Origin of the sequence: Alicyclobacillus fastidiosus, from assembly GCF_026651875.1 — a bacterium.
In the GTDB taxonomy this organism is placed as follows: Bacteria; Bacillota; Bacilli; order Alicyclobacillales; family Alicyclobacillaceae; genus Alicyclobacillus; species Alicyclobacillus fastidiosus.
This window is the reverse complement of sequence record NZ_CP104067.1, coordinates 2,385,017-2,403,767: the sequence shown is the minus strand read 5'-3', so window position 1 is coordinate 2,403,767 and position 18,751 is coordinate 2,385,017. Positions and strand designations below refer to the sequence as shown.

Here is an 18,751-nt window from a genome sequence, read left to right as displayed (position 1 = left end):
AAGGATAGCCTGCGCCTGACGCCCGCGCAAACTGCCCGTAATCTATCCGTAATCAAAGCTTTGCCTTTCCTCTAGCGTACAGTTCGGGCGCGACCCGACGTTTGAGCGTCGCCGCGCTGGCTTTTAACCACTCACACCGCTGTTTGTGCCAGGTGCGCGCAGGTCGCTTCCACTCCGTCGGGAGTCGCCCCGACCGGATGAGCGCCTCTACGATGTCGCCACCCTCCACGTCGGCCCGCCTCGCTTCATACAATAGAGCGACGAGATCAGAAATGACGCGCTCCTCTTCCTGTTCTCCGCCCGATCGCAAAAAGTGTAGTCGAATGCAGTGCCCGAGTGCCGCCACCCGGCAGCTACTTGCAGCGTCGGTCGCACGATGAAGCGAAGCGCGAATGGAATCGTCCGTCAACAACCCCTTCTCGTCCCACTCTCTCACCATCGAGGAAAACACCTGTTGCGCATACAGCGACCGTCGAAGCGCCTTCAGACTGGCTCCCCATACAGGGTGTGTTCCTGTCTCTGACATGTGCGTTCGTCCCCCAAGAAATCATTCTCTGCTATGAATATGAAAGGTGCCGGGCTTCGGTGCCCACGAAGGAAATTGACCATCTGGGCGGAAACTCTTAACATGAATCTGGAACATCAGGGGGTGGTATCATGACGCAAACACTGCACTACGAGACGCTCAGTGAACATGTGGTTCGGGTCGAGTTGCCAACACCGACACTACCACCGCTCGAATCCACGAATACGTATGTGGTCTACCAGGGGGCGCAGGCCGTCGTCATCGATTGCGGAAGCGGCGACCCTGCCCTGATCGAGCAACTCGCGAACTGGATGCGAGGGCGAGGAATTTGCGAAGTACTGGCCTATGTCGCCACGCACTATCACATCGATCACACCCAGGGTATCCCCCTTCTTTGTGGACATTTTCCAGGGCCCATCTACGTCCATCCAATGGATCATACGGGCGCCGCCAAAGCGATGCAGTGTGCGCCAGACGTGCTTCAAAACCCGCCGGACGCCCTCGTCGTCGGGGACGTGCGCATCGAGATCAGCCACACCCCCGGTCACACGCACGGACACCTCCATCTCTGGATGGAGCGAGAGAAACTGATGTTCGTCGGGGATCATATGTCTGGACAGGGCACTGTCTGGATTGGTCCGCCTGATGGCCATATGGACGACTATTACGCCGCCCTCGTGCAAATCGAGCAGAGCGACGCGCACCTCGTCTTGCCCGGCCATGGACCGACTATCGCTTCGCCACAGTCGGCGAGTCGCGCCCTGCGCCAGCACCGCCTCGCCCGGGAGCAAGAGATCTTGACAATATTGGAACAAGCTCCGAAGACGACCGACCAAATCGTCGAGCTCATCTATGGAGATCGCGGTCTCGGGGCCGCCTTGTGGGTCGCAAAACGCACCATCCAGGCGCACCTGGCACGCCTGATTGACCTCGGCCAGGTGAAACGCCACTGCGCCGCGCCGGACTTTCAGATACGATACGCCATACATACACCGCAGGAGGGTACACACCTTTGAACGCAGAACCAAAGAATCGGCGAGAGTGGCAGACAAGCATCGTACTCGTCGTCATCGCACTCGTGTTTCACCTCTACTTCATTTTGCGTTCGTGGAAGACGCCCGTTCAGTTGTTCGGGGATGCCGTCCATTACGATCACGCCGCCGTCTACCTACTTCTTCGACACGTTTACTCCTATTGGAGCTACGGTCCCGCCGCACAGGTCACACCGGGTTACCCGCTCTTTTTGGCGTTCGCCTACGCACTCACCCACCTGGCATCGCACAACCATCAGGTCGAGATGCACGTGGCCCAAACGCTGCAGCACCTGATTGCCGCCGGCACCGTGTTTATCCTCTACCGTATCATGCGCTACGTACTGCCTCGTTGGGCCGGCGTCACAGGCAGCGTGTTGTGGATGATCTATCCACCGGTCAACTGGGCCGCCGACCAACTGCTCACGGAGACGCTCTACATCGCGACACTGCTCGCCTTTACCTGGACGTTCCTCATCGCATTGCGGCGCCCGACCTTCTGGTATTACGTCCTCGCGGGAGCGATGTTAGGCGTTACGACGCTCGTACGGCCGACGATTCTCCCACTCCTTTTCGCGCCGCTCATCTTGCTCCTCAGCCGCGAGTATCGACCGCGCATCGCGTCGCAGTTGGTGAACTGGGGCGGGTACGTCGGCGTATTCGTCCTCATCATGCTGCCGTGGTGGATACGAAATCTGATCACCATGCATCAATTTATCCTGACAGACCAAGATATGGGCAATCCTCTGCTGTTTGGATCCGACCCGAACTTTCAAGTGGATACGAGTTTGGCAGATGGCCTCACGTCGACGCAACAGGAGCAACTCGCTATCCATCGCATCGTTCAAGGGTTCTCCCACGAGCCGTTGCTCTATTTCAAGTGGTATACCGTTGATAAACTCGGATTGTTGTTCGGCACGCCGTGGTTTACGTCGCATTTGGGCGCCCATGCGGGGCTGCTCACGACGGCGACCTATTACTTTGCGAAACTCCACCTGGTCTGGGTCATTCTCGGCGCCATCGGCCTCGTCATCGGCATCTGGAAGCCTTACTTGCGTTGGTTGACCGCCCTGACGTTCTTTCTCATCGTCGTTCAGTTGCCGTTTATCCCCATCAATCGGTACGTGTTCCCGGTCATGCCGTACTTCTTTGTCGGCGTGATGTACCTGGTGGTCTTTGCGGTGTCTTTCGTCAAGAATCGACGAAAACCTGTTATCGGTGCCTAAAGCGTGGTATCCTGTTGGATGCAGGATCGACAAATGTGGAGGACGGCTTTACATGCGTATTGCAGTATTACTTCCTTGTTACAACGAGGAACTGACGATTGGCAAAGTAATTGCAGATTTTCAACGGGAATTACCCGACGCGACTATTTACGTGTACGACAACAACTCGAAAGACAAGACCGCCCAAATCGCACGCGAGGCTGGTGCGGTCGTTCGGAGAGAAATCCGTCAAGGCAAGGGGAACGTCGTGCGCTCGATGTTTCGCGACATCGACGCAGACGTCTACGTCATGGCGGACGGCGACGATACGTATCCCGCGGAATTTGTCCACAACCTCATGCAGCCAGTCATCGACGACGAGGCAGATATGGTCATTGGGGACAGGCACTCAGATGGGTCTTATGGAAGTGAAAACAAACGACCGTTTCACAACTTCGGCAACCACTTTGTCAAGGGCCTCATCAACCGCCTGTTCCGCAGCGGACTGCGTGACATCATGACCGGCTACCGCGTTTTCAATCGCCGCTTCGCAAAAACGATGCCTGTGAAGAGCGAAGGGTTTGAAATTGAAACGGAAATGACGCTTCACGCGTTGGACAAGCGGTTTCGCATCGTGGAGATCCCTATTGCGTACCGAGACAGGCCACCCGGCAGCGAATCCAAACTCAACACGTTCAGCGACGGGATTCGAGTGTTGAAAACGGTCTTCTGGATCTTCAAAGACTATAAACCGCTGGCGTTTTTCAGCATCATTGCGCTCGTCTTGTTCATCTTGGGGCTCTTGGTCGGAATTCCGGTCATCACCGAATTCTTCGCAAGCGGACGAATTGCCAAAATGCCGTCAGCGATTCTCGCAGTGGGACTGATGGTGCTCGCCACCAACTCGCTGACCTGCGGGTTCATCTTAGACACCATCGTGCGCAACCATCGCGACGAATACGAACTGAGGCAAAGTGACTATCATGGATAAAGAAACGTCCGACGAACTTCGCCGGACTAAAGGAAGATTCTCGTTGTTATATGTAATCATGATTCTCTCAAACGTCGTTCTACTCGTCGCGGGGCAGACGCTTTGGAAGTTTGGGCTTATGAACAAGGATCTGACCAACATCAAAAGCGTGATCGTCGCCATGTTCTCACCGTGGATCATCGGCGGGATTGTGCTCTACGTGGTGGCCACCGTCATCTGGATTTTTCTGCTTAACAAACTTTCGCTGAGCCTTTTGTACCCGCTCCAGAGCCTCGCCTACGTCCTGGCTATCGTGGTCTCGATTGTCATTTTCCACGAACACATCCCACCGTTGCGCTGGGTGGGGGTCGCGGTCATCCTCGCAGGTGTAAGCCTCGTCGCGATTAAGTGAGGGGGACTTGTGGAACGTTCAAGTGTTCGAGGCACCAATCCACACTCGGTGCCTCGGCCAATGCTTCGAGCATCGTCTGCGTTGGCAGCGCCGCCTGTTCCCGGCCCACTCGGATATCGTTCAGAACATCGCGAGGGCGCCTCCAGCCAGCCCATTCCAATTCCCCCTGATGGACGTGAAACGTCCGGCACTCCATCGTTCCTCGTGTAACAAAAAAACGCGTATCAAAGCGCACCGGCAGTCTAACTTCCGGTGGCGTTAACCATCGCCCGACAAAGCGAACGTCGCATAGGTTGAGTTGGAGATTCCGCTGCACGAGGCTCTCGGCCAGTGTCCGCTCTTCCTGCAGGAGCGCGGACTGAATTTCCTGGACGGCTGCCGCCGTGTCCGGAGCGTACCCTTCCGGATGGGCGACAGCGCCGAGCCACCCGATTTCCTCAGCCGTTTCACGAAGGGCCGCAACAGCAAACACGTCGTCATCCGCCCGAATGGCAGCTCTCGGCCACCCGATGGTACACAACCCGATGCACGCCTGGTCGGCAGGCTCAACGCCGCCGCCAGGAAATGCAACATGGCCAGGAAACGTGCGCATGGACTTGGACCGACGCACCACCAATACTTCCATTTCGTCCGAGTGATCGCGCAGCGCAATCAGCGTGGCCGCCGGGCGTATCGGGCGCGACTGCGCTTGTTCGTCCGTATGCACGCGCACATCTCCCCTATCCCGATTCAAATTCTTACCTGCATCCTTCACAACGTCACAAGAGATGGCTCCGGGGACGGCCATGCAAACGTGCCCTCGGCGACGGTGACCGCTTCGCCGGTCATGAGCACATGCCCGTCGTCGCGGATTCCAATCTCCAAATCCCCACCTAGTAAATGCACGGTAACCCGCTTGTCCACCAGGCCCTTGCGAACGACTGCCGCGACGCTCGCGCAGGCCCCGGTCCCACATGCAAACGTCACGCCTGAGCCGCGCTCATACACGCGAAAATCGATTTCGTTTCGGTTCAAGACGGACACGAATTCCGCATTGATCCGCTCAGGAAAGTCTTCGTGCGACTCAACCAGTGGTCCAATCGCTCGCACGTAGTCGTCGTCTACTTGATCAACCATTGTCACAAAATGGGGATTGCCGACGTTGACAATCGTGCCCTGAAGTTGTTGCGTGCCGACTTCCAACACGACTTCGTCATCCCCAATCATTCGGTTGCCCGCGTACCGAATACTGCCCGCCCCGAATCGCGGCTCGCCCATGTCGACCGTGACCTGCTTCACACTGCCGTCCGGTCTGACGTGGACCTGCGCCTCAACGACGCCAGCCTTGGTTTCGATGGAAAACACAGAGGTGTTTACGAGTCGATGCTCGTAGACGTACTTGGCGACGCATCGAAGGCCATTTCCGCACGACTCCGCCTCGGAGCCATCGGCGTTAAAGATACGCATGCGGACGTCCGCACACCGGCTCTCTTCGATGGTAATCAGACCGTCGGAGCCAATCCCCCGACGAACGTCGCTCACCAGTCTTGAAAGTTCCGGAAGCGAAACTTCGGGCAATGTCGTCTCGTACAAAGAAACATAGATGTAGTTGTTCCCCAGCGCCTGCATCTTCGTGAACTTCAAGCGTGACCCGCCTCCTGTTTCTTTAAAACTGGTTGTGGATGCACGCCGCGAACCCTGGCGGATTGTGCACACGTGCATCGTTTTTGTCTATTATAAGGCGACGGGCGAAAATGTTCCAAGACTTTGCGAAGATTCCCGTCGCGCCAACTCGGCAGTCTCTCCGACCGGGTCAATGTGTCAGTTGATTGCGCAATTGCTGAATCCGATTCCACTGTTTTTGGAGAAGGTCCCGCCGCTCACCAAACGGAATCGCCTCCCAGTGCTCACACAAGTGTTGGTTGGCACTTGCAAGTCGCTCCGTGGTATGCAGCAACAGCTCGGACTGCGCGTCGTCACACAATCCATCACCGTACGCCCGTTGTGCAATTTGCCTGAGTCGTTCCTGTTGCTTTTGTAACAGAGCATCGATATCCACTTCATCGAGCCTTCCCCACGTATGCATGAGTGCGTCATTTGCCAGTTCGTAGTTCTTCAGTACCTGTTCCATTACCCCTTGATGCTCCATTCTCCATCCTCCATCCGGAATCTGTATTGACGACGCTATCATACTTCTCCATGCCTGCGGTGAATAACAAGCTGTGTCCGTCTAACAAAGGTCATCTATGTGCAGGCCTGTGCAGGCCGTTCACGAACAAAAAACGGCTGTCTTGATATCCATCCCTAGCTAGGATGCGATATCAAGACAGCCGTATGTATTATGGTGCGGTCGAGAGGACTTGAACCTCCACGGGGTTGCCCCCACAAGAACCTGAATCTTGCGCGTCTGCCAATTCCGCCACGACCGCATGAAAATGCCGCAGATTCATGGAACCCCATGAACTTCTTCCGACGTGCTTCAGTATACAAATGCCGAGTGAAAATTGCAACACAAATTTCGAGGCAACCTGACCAAATACCCACTCGTACTCACCTCCTAAAGATGACGCACATGTTCCGTGAACAAGAGGAAAAAATACCCACACATTGCAACACAGACGTACACAGGGGGTTCCCATGAGAAGAAGTCATACCACGCTCGCCATCACCTGTCTTTGCGCCAGCGTCCTCGGCAGCGTAGCGTTTGCACAAAACCTGCACACAAACGTCAGCCGTACAACTCAGGGTAGTACAGCCCATCAGGCGGTCACCACCGCAACGGCACCGATTACCCAAGCAGCCTCTGGCCCAACTGCGGGTGGGAAAACAGATGTACTGATTGTCGGCTCATCTGTCGCACGAGGTTGGAAAGACGACCGTATCCACGGTGGTGGGTACCTCGAACGCGCGTTTCAGGCGATCGCTGAGGTCAGCGATACCGACTTCCACGTGGTCAACAGGGCCGTCCCAGGAAGTACGCTTCGCAGCGTCCGAAACACCTATCCTCAGTGGCTGGACAAGTACCACCCTGACTTGGTCGTGCTGGCTTGGGGCGGACTCAACGACCTGGCGAAAAAGACCTCCCTCTCGGACGTCCGGCGCGAAGTACGCTGGGAAATCGCGACAGCTCTCGCTCATCGAACCAGTGTCATTCTCGTCACATCCCCAGTTACGCGCGCGTCGTATACTACGTACCGCGCAGGTCAGGCTCGCCTCTTCAGGGCCGAAGTCGACGTCGCGAAAGGCTTTCACAGTCCGAATGTCCACGTGTTCGACGTGTTCACACAGATGAAAGCGTATTTACAAATACACCATCAAACGTACGTCCCTTATATGGGTGACGCGTGGCACCCGAACGCCCTCGGGCACGAGTTAGCCGCTCAGTTGTTCGTAGAGAATTGGGCAACATCGTTTGGGCCCCAGCGACTTGGTTTTCAAGTTCCACAATGAGCCACCGCACTGCTCCGAAATGAAAAACGAGGGGAGTCTGTGCGCAAATTCGCGCACGGAGACTCCCCCGCGTTTCACGTTCAGATTAGTGGCCTGGGTCAACCCAAATCGTTGCAAATGGGTCATACATCACAGGACTGGTGTAGAAGCCATGGACCCAAGGCTGTACGCAATAGTAACCAACGTTTTGGTACAGCGGTACCCAAACCGCATCGGACATGACTTGGTTGATGACCTTGCCATAGAGTTGATCACGCTGTTGTTGATTCGTCGAATACTCGGCCTGGTTCAACCACTGATCCACTTGCGGGTTGGAGTAGTTGTCCATATTATTTTGCGGAATTTGATTCGAGTTGAACAGCGTGTTCAAGAAGTCGGATGCATCTGGATAATCTTGGTTCCAACCGCTTCCAAACGCTTGCGCAGTGCCAGACATCGACTTGGACAAGAAGTCTTTCCACGTCACTTCATGCAAGTTGACGGTGATGCCAATTTGCTTCATCATCGCTTGGAAAGCTTGGTCCTGCTTCTGCGCACCCTCTGTGTTTTCATTCCAGAGATCCATGGTAAATCCATTCGCGTAGCCGGCTTTCGCCAACAACTGTTTTGCCTTGGCGACATTGTAGCTATATTGTGCCGACGGAGCTAGATTCTTCACATACCCTTCCATTGAATCTGGAAGCGGCTGATTCAAGCCCTTCACGGCACCGTTATTCAACTTCACGATTTGACTGTCGTCAAACCCGTACTCAATGGCCTTACGCACATTCACGTTGCTCAGCGGATTGGCCTTGCCGTCGATAGTAGGCGCCGTGTTCAAACCGTAGTAGAAAACCGCATTCATGTCCTGCTTCATCACGAGATTCTTGTACTTCGGCGAATTCATGATGGTTGGGTACTGGGAGCTCGGGATTCCGTCGCCACCCTCGAGCCACGGGCTCATGAACGCGGTTTGACCTTGTTCCCAATGCATCGCAGCGAGCTGACCATTATTGTTCACGTTGATGGTCACTTTGTCCAGGTACGGCAGTTGCGTTCCGTTCGAATCCTTCTTCCAATAGTGCGGGTTCTTCACCAAGACAACTTGGTTCTGGTTGTTCGTCTGCAACTCAAAAGGACCAGTGCCCATCGCGTTGGTGGTGTCCATTGCGGCGTTTCCGACTTGCTTGACGTACGTCGGATCGACCGCCGACAGGAATGGCATGGCCAAGATCTTGAGGAAGAACTGTTCTGGCTTATCTAGGTGAATCACCAACGTGTAGTCGTCAGGTGTGCTGACGCCGCTGATGGTTTTGGCTTGGCCGTTGTAGTACGCCTGCGCGCCCGTAATGTCCATGAAGAACTGGCTGCCCGGAGACGGCTTAGGTTGCAAATTCTTGTCGAGCAAACGCTCTAGTTCGAAGACGAAATCGCTTGCCTTAAGCGGGTCTCCATTCGAGAATTTAACGCCTTTACGGAGATGGAACGTGTACGTCTTACCGTCCGGCGAAACGTCCCAACTCTGCGCAAGGTCGCCAACGATATTGTATGTACCCTTGTCGTACGTAACCAACTGTTCGTACACTGCATAGTCCACTTCGGCAGAGGTCGTGTCGAATGCGATTGCTGGATCTAAGTCAGGAACAGCTTGGCTCATATCGAGCGTAATGCTACCACCTACGACTGGTTTTCCTGACGTCGCGGATGCGTTGCCGCCGGTCGATGCGTTTCCTGTCGTGCCGTTCGTACCACAACCAGCCAACAGAGCACCAATCATCCCGATGGAAGCAACGGTCCCGAGACCTTTCTTCCACGATGCTGTCATTCCATTTTCCCCCATTCACATCTGTTTCTGTTTCAGCACCAAAACCCTAAATCACGTCGAATTGTCGAAAAATTAAATCACATTCTATGGAATTTAAGGTTTAGTTAAAACATTAAGCAATATGAGATCGTTCGTCAAGACAACTTCATCCATACGAGAACATTCCCGAATTGTCTCGCTTTTATGACTTGTCCTTCAGCAGTTGACTGCATTTTTCAACACACACCCGATATCGGAATTCATAAATTTTACATTTAATTCACTTAATTCAGCGTTTTCAGTCCCGAGTCCAGCCGCGAATATCCGGTAGATGGTCGCACAAAATCGGCGACCCGGAGCGTTCCGAGTCGCCTCAAACCTCGATATATCCCTGGATGGCTGACGTGGTGAACTCAAGGCGCCACTTGGCTCACGGGGCGACGTAGCGCCTTGCTTGACGTCTGTGATGCGGGCCAATTCCGCCTGGGCTGCCATGCCAAAAGAACGGAGCGGTGGCAAGTGCTTCTGCTTGCGCGGTATGCCATATCTTCGATTTTTACCCGAATTTCGTCCACGGTTCCCCCGTGCATGACATACGCGTCGCAGGCGGACGTGATGAGGTCCTTCCCCTTTTCGCTTTCACCACCGGCGTACAGCACGGGGTTCGGTCGCTGGATAGGCTTGGGTGTCAGTTTGGCATCGGAGATATCATAATATTTCCCATGGTATGAAAAGATGGTTTGCGTCCATAGCCCTTTCATAATTTGGACAAATTCGCGGGTGCGATCGTATCTGTCGTCGTGTTCACTAAAAATACCGCCATATTGACGAGCCTCTTCGGCCCACCAAGCGGACACCACGTTCAGGGTAAAGCGCCATAGATGATGCCTTCTGCATCGCGGATGAACTCGATACCCGCGACATCAATCTCGTTTTCTTGCAAAAACCGCTCGTACTCCCCGATCATCGGTTCCGCGAACCCGTCGATCATTTGAAACTTCGGCTTGTTGTTGACCTGTTCCCCGACAGGGCAGAACAAGTCTCCAATTTGACACGCATCCGCAGGGCACAACTCAAACCCTTCACTCGTATCCACGCGCACGGCATAGAGAAGTTTCCCTCCGATAAACTCACATCACGTGATATATGACTCAGGTGACTGAATATACTCCTGGACCAAGGTGATTCCGTCGACCGGTTCCTTAAAATCCGGTCCCTTCACATAGGCATTCAACGCGCCGACGTCGTGAAACAGTTGAACGCCCAGGCCCTTCCCGGCACGGTTGTGCTTCGTGATAAACGGGCTCCCGCAAAACTTGTTCGCCGCTTCGAGAATATGCTCCTTGCCGACCGCTACAACCGTCTTCGGCGTGCGAATGCCCACAGTTTGCATCGAGAGATACTGCAGGGCCTTACTCCCTTGCAGTTGCAGTGCACGACTTCCGTTGACGACGACACGTCCGTGACGCCTCAGCCAAGCGAGCACAGCACTCGTGTATTCGGCGGCATAGCGGTGATCCCGCGTGTGCGAGGACGCGCCCATGCGACTATAAAAGATCCCCTCAGGCGGTGTGCCGTCGAGGTCTAAGTGTCCCTCCGCCAGATGCCACTCCTCGTAAGGCACCCGAAGTTCCTCTAGGCGCCGAGCGCCCTCGCTCAACAGCACGGCGATGATCGGCGGAAAGATGAGTTCAAAATCGACGCTACACGAAGAAAGTAGGTAAAAGTTTGTCAGATGGTGAAACGCGAACGAATGGTTCGACGAATACTGACACAATTTCAAATTCCTGTTTGCCGTTCTCGCCTTCGACACGGAATTGTCACATTCAAAGCGCTTACAGATGTCCCACGTCACACTAGCGTGCGTTAAGCTGTGAATGTAATCATTTCGCGAGTTCGCATCACAGTAGAGCCACGCTGAATAAGCCGTGGCTCTATTGTCGTTCTATCACCATCACTCCCCTAGTCGCCCCTCACCTACTCTCGAATGCGTGCAACTTGAGAGATGGATGTCATCTATCAGAATTTTTTGTCGCCTCTGCGAGAATCGTGTAAAAACATGCATGTTTTTGTGATTTTCCGGGAAACGTATCGTGCGTAAATCACTTGATGGAGTGAAACGTATGAGCCGTTCCAAAATATCTGTCCAGGTGGCCTGCGCAATTGGCGCATCCCTCGTCTTCGCGCTAGTCGCTCTTCCCTCGCCAGTGGAGGCAAAAGACCAGAATGTGACCGTCGTCATTACGGACCACGGTTTTTCCCCGAACAAACTCACGGAGCTCCTGCACCATCCCGTTCACCTGCACATCGAGAATAAGGGAAAAGAGCTTCATGAGTTTGCAATTCCTGAGTACCGAATCTACACGCGCACGCTCGGACCGGGTGAAACGTCAGATGTCGAGTTTTCCCCTTGGCAAGCAGGGTCATTTGTCATGTACAGCGACCCGAAGGCAGACAGCCATCCGGAATTTGAAGGGCGATTCATCGTCACAGACAAGTAGGTAAGGAGCGTAACGCGATGGAACATGGCTGGTACGAGCGACTGGAAAATTATTTTCCGGAGCACGAGTTGAAGAGTCCCGCGCAGATGGAGGAATTGTTCGAAGAGCATCCCGCGTACCTACGAGAACAGACGGACGAATACCTGATTATCTATGCGAATTTTGAGGAATTCATCTTCATCGATTACCTCTTGGTGAATCCCAAAACTCGCGGAGGCGGTATTGGAACTCGCGTCATCAACGCCTTCAAGCAGCGTGGCAAGACGTTATTGGCAGAAGTAGAGCCCGCGACACATGCAAATCCGGACACCGAGAAGCGCGTTCATTTCTACCTTAAGAACGGCTTTCGAAAAGCACAGAACATTGACTATACAAGAGAAACTGCTGATGGAACGTCCTATACCATGGATATCTACTACTGGAGCCCATCCTCCACGTCCGAACGAGATATTCTCGAACAAATGCAAGTGGTATGCGATCAGATTCACAATTTCCACGCAAAACAGCACTATGGTAGATTACCAGCGGATCCGGACGACGTCCTCACCTGGAAACCGTAATTCACCTCATGGGCCTGCTTGTGCGTCATGCACGTTCAGCAGGCCCACCTTCATTCCCACCGTTAGGCTCAGCTCACACCACGCCCAATCTTCTGTTCGTTTACACAAACTTCACTTGAGCCAAACACATTTTTAACACCACCAAGCTAAACTTTGCTTCGAGTTCATTTCTCTCAACCGTTTGTAAAATTTAAAGGGTTGCGGGAGAGTGATTGGAGTGACGTTCGTTGGGTAAATCCATGACGATTCAAAATTTACACGCCTGGTATGGGGTGCAACATACGCTCAAGGACATCAACATTCACTTGGAAGCTAAAATGGCGACCGCGATTATCGGGCCCTCCGGCTGTGGTAAATCCACGTTCATCCGCTGCTTGAATCGGATGCACGAAACGGCGCCGTATGCGAGAGTTCAGGGCCAAGTAAGGCTCGGTGACGAAGACATTTATGCGCTGGACCCAGTGGACGTTCGACGAGTCGTAGGGATGGTCTTTCAGAAACCGAACCCTTTTCCGACGATGTCCATCTTTGACAACGTCGCTGTGGGGTTGCGGCTTGGCGGCGTAAAACGCCAGACAGAACTGAGAGAGCGCGTCGAACAAAGCCTCCAGATGGCGGCCCTCTGGGACGAAGTAAAGGATCGGCTGAACAAACCGGCCACCGCGCTGTCAGGCGGCCAACAGCAGCGGCTCTGCATCGCTCGCGCGCTGGCCGTAGAGCCCGATGTCCTCCTCATGGACGAGCCAGCCTCAGCGCTAGACCCAATTTCCACGATGCGCGTAGAAGAGCTTGTACAGCAGCTAAAGAACGATTATACCGTGGTGATCGTCACACATAACATGCAACAGGCTGCCCGCATCGCCGACAAGACCGCATTTTTCCTACAAGGGGAACTGATTGAGTACGGCGAGACGACCGCCATCTTCACGAAACCGACCGATAGCCGGACAGAGGACTATATCACGGGACGCTTCGGGTGACCACAACATGCAAGCTGGAGGGATGAGCATGCAACAACGACAGTCGTTTGACATCGCTTTGAAGGAACTCAAGTTGAAATTGCTCCGAATGGGCGGTGACATCCAGGAAGCCATTCGAGTGGCGGTCTCGGCGCTCGAAGGTTCCAACGTCGCTTTAGCGAAGGAAGTGGTCGATAACGACATCAAGATCAATCGCCAAGACCACGACATTGAGGATTTGTGCATTCGTCTCATCGCCACACAACAGCCTGTAGCCACAGATCTGCGCAAAATCGTCTCGGGTATGCGCCTGTCGATGGACTTGGAGCGAATGGGCGATTTGGCGGTAGACATTGCAAAGTCCACCATCCGCTTGAACGGGCAGACACTCGTGGCGCCGCTCGACGATATTCAGGAGATGGCCAAAATCGTCGATCAAATGATTTCCGAAGCGCTCAACGCCTATGTCAACAACGATATGGAGGCAGCAAAGCAACTGGCATCTCTCGACGACCAGGTGGACCATCGATACCGGCGAATCGTCGAACAACTGTTCAACTTGAGTGCCGCTCAGCCGTCCGCTACTTCCCAGGCGATGACGCTTGCCTTCTGCGGGCGGTACCTCGAACGAATTGGAGATCACGCGACAAACATCGGAGAAAGCGTAATTTATATCATCTCCGGAGAGCGCTCGGACTTAAATTAAACGGCGTTTGTCAGCGTATATCTATACGTTCTAAGGCCGTCTTCAAACCGGATACTCGTTCGACAAAATGCGTCATATCCCGCGTCCAATCGATGTTTCTGTGACATAAGCTTCACAAATTTCTGTAACGAAAAATGATTGAACTTCACATCTTGGTGTTACACTATAAGCATACATCATGATGCGAAAAGGGCGTGACGCAAGTGAAGTCAAACACCCCAAAGGACCCGATAGTCACGCTACAGCGAGTGATTCAGTTTGCGGAACGCACAGCTGTGGCCTTGTCGGTCATATTAGTGGTGGGCACTGCGAGTTATTTATCGATAAACGCTTGGGTGTGAAGCATCTAACGTTCCGCACAACCCATTTGAACATAAATGAACCCGCACCTCTGCGCGATGTGCGGGTTCATTTATCAAAAGCATTACAGACGCCGCGCCCCAATGTAGTGCGAGGCCCAATAGTCACTAGATAAGCTGTCGATTTCCACTTTGACACTCGCCGCATTAATAAACTGACCATTCCCCACATATATACCATCATGAGAAGCGCCACTGCCGTAAGTGTCAAAGAAGACAATATCTCCCGGCAACAGACTCGACTCGGAAACGCTCGTACCCGTACCATACTGGCTATAACTGGTTCTCGGGAGGAGTGTTCCAAAATGCGCATATACATATTGGACGAAACCGGAACAATCAAATCCGCTTGGCGACGTACCACCCCACGCGTACGGAACACCCGTAAATTGTTCGGCGTATTGCGCAACCTGATACCCAAGCGCGTCTGTCAAGTCGGCCGCCGGGGAACCGCTGCGACTTCCAAGCGTAGCCGATCCGCCCTTGATGACGAGCCTCTGGCCCACATGGAGGATGCTGCTCGACGTAAGGTGGTTCCATGCCTCAAGAGACGACAGAGAGACTCCGTAGCGCTGACTGATAGACCAGAGCGTATCGCCTGACTTCACTGTGTACGACGAGGAGGACGAACTTGCGGTTTTTGACGTCGTAGCGGCCACTGTCTTCGTGTCGGAGGTACTGGTAGTTGTGTTGACGACGAGGTGTTGTCCTGGATGGAGTACATCAGATTTCAACCCGTTCACAGACTCGATGGATGAAACCGTGGTGTGATACTTCGACGCGATTGCCCAAAGAGAGTCCCCACTTCGAACGGTGTACTGCACGGTTTCGGCGTACACGGTGGAGAGGGATAAACCTATCACGGCGGTTGACGATAAACCCATCAGCAGTTTAAAACGCACAGAAGCAAGCCCCATTTCCGTCCTGCCGGGTGACCTATCGATTCGAATAGTCTTGAACGACATGCTGCACCAAATATGTGAATTAACCGATACTTTCCATAGCTTCTCTATGTATGATCATCGTGCAGACTATGTCAGAAAGAAGCGGTCCCCTGCCTCCAGCGCATAGAGAATGGACTTTTTTTGGCTGCGCTAGATTGATTATAACCCGAAAAACGTGTCGATATCAATCAAAAATTGATAGAACATGCAGATTGATGGGATGGCGGAATCATACACTAACAGAAGTGAAATCTGGTAACAGAGGATGTTTTACTCGCAATTATTCATAGGATAAAATAGACTGTGGATAAACTTGACTTGATGAGAGGGGCATTTCAATGGCAATTGATGCAGCAGCATTCCGACATGCCCTTGGTCATTTTGCCAGCGGCGTCACCGTAGTAACGATGGCACACGACGGTCAACTCTCCGGCTTGACCGTATCGGCGTTCTGCTCTCTGTCTCTCAATCCGCCGTACGTGCTAGCGTGCATTGATAAATCGTCCTCTACGCTCCACTTGGCCCGTCACGCAAGGGCTTTCGCGGTCAATATCCTCAGTGATCAGCAGAGCGATTTGTCAAATCATTTTGCCAGCAAGATGGATGACAAATTGAGTTCGGTGCGCTACCGGCTTGGACCGCTCGGAAGCCCGCTTCTCGATGGGGTTCTCGTCAAATTGGAATGCAAATTGGCGCGGGAAGTAGATGGCGGAGACCATATCATACTCATCGGTGAAGTCGTGCATGCAGAGGTGAGCGATAAAGGAAGCCCCCTGCTCTACTACGCAGGTCACTACGGGGAATTTCAATCGAAGTGATGAGAGTCATAAAAGTCCGCCTTATCCCATAAGGCGGACTTTTATTCGTTCGCGTGGCGCCGCAAGACGCCTCTAAAGATCACGCCGAGCCAACTGTTCTTTCCTCGTCGTCCACTCCCACGTTTGCACGATAGCCCTCGCCGCTCTCACAGCAGCGTCTGGATGCGCGATAGCGATAGCCGCCTTTGACATATCCACGAGCGACTCACCTTTAAATCGCTTCAACACAGATAGGAACTCTCTCCTGCCCTCTGCAATTTGCCCGGCGCCCAAGTGGGCAACCACTTTGGCATTGTGGTACTCCTGACCCGGTTGCGGCTTGTAAAAGAGCATCGGCGCACCCGCCGACAGGCACTCGGAAACGGAAATTCCGCCTGCCTTCGCCACGACGAACGAAGCGCGCTGGACGTAGGACGCTACATCGTCTGTGAATGACACAGCCGACAATCGCCCCGAACCATCCGATTGGGCGATTTCCTGCACCTTTTCGCGCATCTTGTCGTTGCGTCCACACAAAACCGCAATGTGCCGATCAGTGAACTGCTCAAGTAAGGCGGTGAGCACAAACGATAAATTCGGGAAAACTCCTCTCCCCCCCGCCGAGATCACAATGGCGCCCTGCGGCGCATCAGAATCCAGCCGACACACACTGAATTGGTCGCGAATTGGGATTCCACTGACGACGACTTTACTTCCTGCCGTTTGAAAACGAGCCGCTTCAAGGACGATGTCGTCGGTTGGCATGAGGTACAAGTCCACGTTCGCGTGAAACCAGCGACTGTGTAGTGCGTAATCGGTCAACGCGGTTACGATGACGGGGCGGCTAATAAGGGTCGGTGGGTATTTGGCAAGGGCGTGATCTGGGAACAACTGCACCACGATATCAGGCTGGTGAGCGAGTACCTTCGCCCATGTCGCCCGCCGCGACAGAGTAGCTAACAACTTCCACAAGACATGCTGTGGCGAAAGCCGACGGGTCCAATTATAGCTCCACCCATATAGAAAGGGCGCATAAGCGGTGAGCGTTTCGTAGACCCATTCGTTGAACGCGGCCAACGCACGGCTCGTCTGGCGAAATGGGTCTACTAACGAGACTTCCGCGCGATACTCTTGTTGAAGGACATCTTGAATCGCGTGTGCCACTTGACGATGTCCGTCCCCGAACGACGCATAGAACAAAAGCACTCTCATGGCTCAGCTGTGAACGAATAGGCCGAGGTGGCACCATAGTCTGCCGCAGAACCTTCCGCTGTCTCCACCCCTGCTTCAGGGGGAGACTGATAGCGCGCAATCATGCCAGCTTTGGTGGCCACTACGAGGCGCGGCTCCAGCATACTGCTGTGCGTACGCAAAATATCGTCTGCATGGGGGTTCAACATCTTAAGCACGTTCCTCAAGTGCCATTTGGTAATCCGAGTCATCAGACTGCTCTCGTCGAGTGGGAGCGTCTGAAACCCAAGGCGCTCAATGCCGCGATGGATAAACGTAATCCCGTACAAAACCTCTGCATCGCGATATTTGTCTCCTTGAACGGCGTTTGCAAGCGCCGGTAGAGATTGTCGAGCCTGACGGATGAGTTGGACCATCGCTCGAACAACGTTTTCGTTCTCGCGCAACCTGCGCTCGACGAGCGCATTGTTGATGTGGAGTTCGACGACCGGGTCGAACCGCTTGACAGAGACGCCGTCCACCGAAAACATCCGGCCCAGATACCTGCGTCTTGTTATGTAGAACAAGTGCTCTACCCCGGGCTCGATGTCCTCGAGATGACATATCTTGTGAAAAATGAGTTCCCAAACGTCGAAGATGCGCCGCAACACACGCTTTCGCATCATGACTCCCCCAGACAATCGCAGATTCTGACGAAGCGAAGCCCTCGGGACTTAACCGCGTCCGAGATACCGGGAATCGCTTGAACGACGCGTTCCGGCGCTCCGCGTTCAGCACCAAACGTATGGTCGCTGTCGTGCAACACGATGACACTTTGGTTTTGTAGCTTGCCAACAATTCGCCGGACCAATTCGTCCGGTTCCGTCACCCGCCAATCCCCCACCATGACGTTCCACGTGCAGAGAATCATCCGCTGGCGCCAAACGGCAAACAGCGATGCCAGATTGGCCGCTCCCCAAGTCGGACGGTACACGCGAACGGACAGGGGAAATGACTGTTCCAATACCTTAGCTGCTCCAACGCACTGCATGCGGGCAGCCAATGGGTGCAGAAACGGGACAAACCAGTGTCGGCTGCCGTGCACCTGCACATCGTGTCCCTCAGCTATCATGCGCTCAACAATGTCCCGATACTGCAACGCACGCTCACTGAGTACAAAGAATGTCGCCTGAATATCGTGAGCTTTCAACGCGTCGAGCAGTCGCGGCGTGTAAGTTGGATTCGGACCGTCGTCGAAGGTCAAGGATACCGTTCCGTCCATCCCAGTCGTACGCATCGATCGCCCGAACCCACGCGTCCAGACCGTCGGAAACGCGCAATAGAGAACTAAAAGGATAAGTACAATCAGAATCACAGTCAACCACCAAGCCAAGCTGAC

19 protein-coding genes, 1 tRNA gene and 2 pseudogenes are annotated in these 18,751 nt (G+C 53.9%); 10 read left to right on the top strand and 12 right to left on the bottom strand.

Annotated elements, in window-relative coordinates; genetic code table 11:
* Positions 1-52: 52 nt before the first annotated feature.
* Positions 53-526, bottom strand: coding sequence for a hypothetical protein (locus NZD89_RS11870; protein WP_268007911.1), 474 nt, complete (start codon positions 524-526; stop codon positions 53-55).
* 131 nt (positions 527-657) lie between these two features.
* On the opposite strand from NZD89_RS11870, the gene NZD89_RS11865 reads away from it, so the two are divergent.
* The 4 genes from NZD89_RS11865 to NZD89_RS11850 are packed head-to-tail and all read left to right on the top strand — an operon-like array spanning position 658 to position 4,144.
* Complete coding sequence (locus tag NZD89_RS11865) at positions 658-1,542, top strand: MBL fold metallo-hydrolase (protein ID WP_268007910.1); 885 nt, start codon at positions 658-660, stop codon at positions 1,540-1,542.
* Complete coding sequence (locus tag NZD89_RS11860; protein WP_268007909.1) at positions 1,539-2,783, top strand: glycosyltransferase family 39 protein; 1,245 nt, start codon at positions 1,539-1,541, stop codon at positions 2,781-2,783. The genes NZD89_RS11865 and NZD89_RS11860 overlap by 4 nt, the downstream gene beginning before the upstream one ends.
* A 52-nt stretch (positions 2,784-2,835) precedes the next feature.
* The gene (locus NZD89_RS11855; protein WP_268007908.1) at positions 2,836-3,753 is read left to right on the top strand and encodes a glycosyltransferase family 2 protein; all 918 of its coding nucleotides are present in this window, start codon (positions 2,836-2,838) and stop codon (positions 3,751-3,753) included.
* Positions 3,754-3,796: 43 nt separating this feature from the next.
* Positions 3,797-4,144 carry a DMT family transporter gene (locus NZD89_RS11850; RefSeq protein ID WP_268007907.1) on the top strand — a complete coding sequence of 116 codons (348 nt, stop codon included), beginning with the start codon at positions 3,797-3,799 and terminating at the stop codon, positions 4,142-4,144.
* Here the strand turns inward: NZD89_RS11850 and NZD89_RS11845 are convergent.
* The 4 genes from NZD89_RS11845 to NZD89_RS11830 form a co-directional block, all read right to left on the bottom strand.
* On the bottom strand, positions 4,137-4,850 hold the full coding sequence (locus tag NZD89_RS11845) for an NUDIX domain-containing protein (protein ID WP_268007906.1): 714 nt from the start codon (positions 4,848-4,850) through the stop codon (positions 4,137-4,139). The genes NZD89_RS11850 and NZD89_RS11845 overlap by 8 nt on opposite strands.
* 44 nt (positions 4,851-4,894) lie before the next feature.
* Positions 4,895-5,767 (bottom strand): diaminopimelate epimerase, encoded by an 873-nt coding sequence (gene dapF / locus NZD89_RS11840; protein WP_284285389.1) that lies wholly within the window; start codon positions 5,765-5,767, stop codon positions 4,895-4,897.
* 169 nt (positions 5,768-5,936) lie between these two features.
* Positions 5,937-6,272 carry a hypothetical protein gene (locus NZD89_RS11835; RefSeq protein WP_268007905.1) on the bottom strand — a complete coding sequence of 112 codons (336 nt, stop codon included), beginning with the start codon at positions 6,270-6,272 and terminating at the stop codon, positions 5,937-5,939.
* 193 nt (positions 6,273-6,465) lie between these two features.
* A tRNA-Leu gene (locus NZD89_RS11830) sits at positions 6,466-6,552 on the bottom strand.
* A gap of 208 nt (positions 6,553-6,760) precedes the next feature.
* Between NZD89_RS11830 and NZD89_RS11825 the strand changes: the two genes are divergently transcribed.
* Positions 6,761-7,573, top strand: coding sequence for an SGNH/GDSL hydrolase family protein (locus NZD89_RS11825; RefSeq protein WP_268007904.1), 813 nt, complete (start codon positions 6,761-6,763; stop codon positions 7,571-7,573).
* An 85-nt stretch (positions 7,574-7,658) separates the two neighbouring features.
* Here NZD89_RS11825 and NZD89_RS11820 read toward each other — a convergent pair whose 3' ends face one another.
* From NZD89_RS11820 to NZD89_RS11810, 3 genes and pseudogenes are all read right to left on the bottom strand, one after another.
* Positions 7,659-9,377 carry an ABC transporter substrate-binding protein gene (locus tag NZD89_RS11820; protein ID WP_268007903.1) on the bottom strand — a complete coding sequence of 573 codons (1,719 nt, stop codon included), beginning with the start codon at positions 9,375-9,377 and terminating at the stop codon, positions 7,659-7,661.
* Positions 9,378-9,800: 423 nt separating this feature from the next.
* Positions 9,801-10,231: pseudogene (locus tag NZD89_RS11815) on the bottom strand (LLM class flavin-dependent oxidoreductase); the annotation flags it as partial.
* Positions 10,232-10,233: 2 nt separating this feature from the next.
* Positions 10,234-11,043: pseudogene (locus NZD89_RS11810) on the bottom strand (ATP-grasp domain-containing protein); the annotation flags it as partial.
* A gap of 436 nt (positions 11,044-11,479) precedes the next feature.
* Between NZD89_RS11810 and NZD89_RS11805 the strand changes: the two are divergent.
* The 4 genes from NZD89_RS11805 to phoU all read left to right on the top strand — a co-directional run bounded on the left by NZD89_RS11805 (position 11,480) and on the right by phoU (position 14,082).
* Entirely contained in the window at positions 11,480-11,857 is a 378-nt protein-coding gene (locus tag NZD89_RS11805; RefSeq protein ID WP_268007902.1) for a cupredoxin domain-containing protein, read from the top strand.
* A gap of 17 nt (positions 11,858-11,874) precedes the next feature.
* Positions 11,875-12,417: a GNAT family N-acetyltransferase gene (locus NZD89_RS11800; protein WP_268007901.1), complete on the top strand. Its 543-nt coding sequence runs from the start codon at positions 11,875-11,877 to the stop codon at positions 12,415-12,417.
* Between the two features lie 239 nt (positions 12,418-12,656).
* Entirely contained in the window at positions 12,657-13,397 is a 741-nt protein-coding gene (gene pstB, locus NZD89_RS11795; RefSeq protein ID WP_268008473.1) for a phosphate ABC transporter ATP-binding protein PstB, read from the top strand.
* Positions 13,398-13,425: 28 nt separating this feature from the next.
* The gene (gene phoU, locus NZD89_RS11790; protein ID WP_268007900.1) at positions 13,426-14,082 is read left to right on the top strand and encodes a phosphate signaling complex protein PhoU; all 657 of its coding nucleotides are present in this window, start codon (positions 13,426-13,428) and stop codon (positions 14,080-14,082) included.
* Between the two features lie 424 nt (positions 14,083-14,506).
* Here the strand turns inward: phoU and NZD89_RS11785 are convergent, their stop codons facing one another.
* Positions 14,507-15,343 carry a C40 family peptidase gene (locus tag NZD89_RS11785; protein WP_268007899.1) on the bottom strand — a complete coding sequence of 279 codons (837 nt, stop codon included), beginning with the start codon at positions 15,341-15,343 and terminating at the stop codon, positions 14,507-14,509.
* Positions 15,344-15,723: 380 nt separating this feature from the next.
* On the opposite strand from NZD89_RS11785, the gene NZD89_RS11780 reads away from it, so the two are divergent.
* Positions 15,724-16,203, top strand: coding sequence for a flavin reductase family protein (locus NZD89_RS11780; protein ID WP_268007898.1), 480 nt, complete (start codon positions 15,724-15,726; stop codon positions 16,201-16,203).
* A 72-nt stretch (positions 16,204-16,275) separates the two neighbouring features.
* Here NZD89_RS11780 and NZD89_RS11775 read toward each other — a convergent pair whose 3' ends face one another.
* The 3 genes from NZD89_RS11775 to NZD89_RS11765 are packed head-to-tail and all read right to left on the bottom strand — an operon-like array spanning position 16,276 to position 18,745.
* On the bottom strand, positions 16,276-17,388 hold the full coding sequence (locus tag NZD89_RS11775) for an MGDG synthase family glycosyltransferase (RefSeq protein WP_268007897.1): 1,113 nt from the start codon (positions 17,386-17,388) through the stop codon (positions 16,276-16,278).
* 2 nt (positions 17,389-17,390) lie between these two features.
* Positions 17,391-18,035, bottom strand: coding sequence for a YkoP family protein (locus tag NZD89_RS11770; RefSeq protein ID WP_268007896.1), 645 nt, complete (start codon positions 18,033-18,035; stop codon positions 17,391-17,393).
* Positions 18,035-18,745, bottom strand: coding sequence for a polysaccharide deacetylase family protein (locus NZD89_RS11765; protein ID WP_268007895.1), 711 nt, complete (start codon positions 18,743-18,745; stop codon positions 18,035-18,037). Before NZD89_RS11765 ends, NZD89_RS11770 begins: the two co-directional genes overlap by 1 nt.
* Positions 18,746-18,751 lie beyond the last annotated feature (6 nt).

Bases quoted from the DNA above. Each gene is read 5' to 3' on its own strand.
- NZD89_RS11870 (WP_268007911.1), bottom strand. From the start codon at position 526: ATGTCAGAGACAGGAACACACCCTGTATGGGGAGCCAGTCTGAAGGCG.
- NZD89_RS11865 (WP_268007910.1), top strand. From the start codon at position 658: ATGACGCAAACACTGCACTACGAGACGCTCAGTGAACATGTGGTTCGG.
- NZD89_RS11855 (WP_268007908.1), top strand. From the start codon at position 2,836: ATGCGTATTGCAGTATTACTTCCTTGTTACAACGAGGAACTGACGATT.
- NZD89_RS11835 (WP_268007905.1), bottom strand. From the start codon at position 6,272: ATGGAGCATCAAGGGGTAATGGAACAGGTACTGAAGAACTACGAACTG.
- NZD89_RS11825 (WP_268007904.1), top strand. From the start codon at position 6,761: ATGAGAAGAAGTCATACCACGCTCGCCATCACCTGTCTTTGCGCCAGC.
- NZD89_RS11820 (WP_268007903.1), bottom strand. From the start codon at position 9,377: ATGACAGCATCGTGGAAGAAAGGTCTCGGGACCGTTGCTTCCATCGGG.
- NZD89_RS11805 (WP_268007902.1), top strand. From the start codon at position 11,480: ATGAGCCGTTCCAAAATATCTGTCCAGGTGGCCTGCGCAATTGGCGCA.
- NZD89_RS11800 (WP_268007901.1), top strand. From the start codon at position 11,875: ATGGAACATGGCTGGTACGAGCGACTGGAAAATTATTTTCCGGAGCAC.
- pstB (WP_268008473.1), top strand. From the start codon at position 12,657: ATGACGATTCAAAATTTACACGCCTGGTATGGGGTGCAACATACGCTC.
- phoU (WP_268007900.1), top strand. From the start codon at position 13,426: ATGCAACAACGACAGTCGTTTGACATCGCTTTGAAGGAACTCAAGTTG.
- NZD89_RS11780 (WP_268007898.1), top strand. From the start codon at position 15,724: ATGGCAATTGATGCAGCAGCATTCCGACATGCCCTTGGTCATTTTGCC.
- NZD89_RS11770 (WP_268007896.1), bottom strand. From the start codon at position 18,035: ATGCGAAAGCGTGTGTTGCGGCGCATCTTCGACGTTTGGGAACTCATT.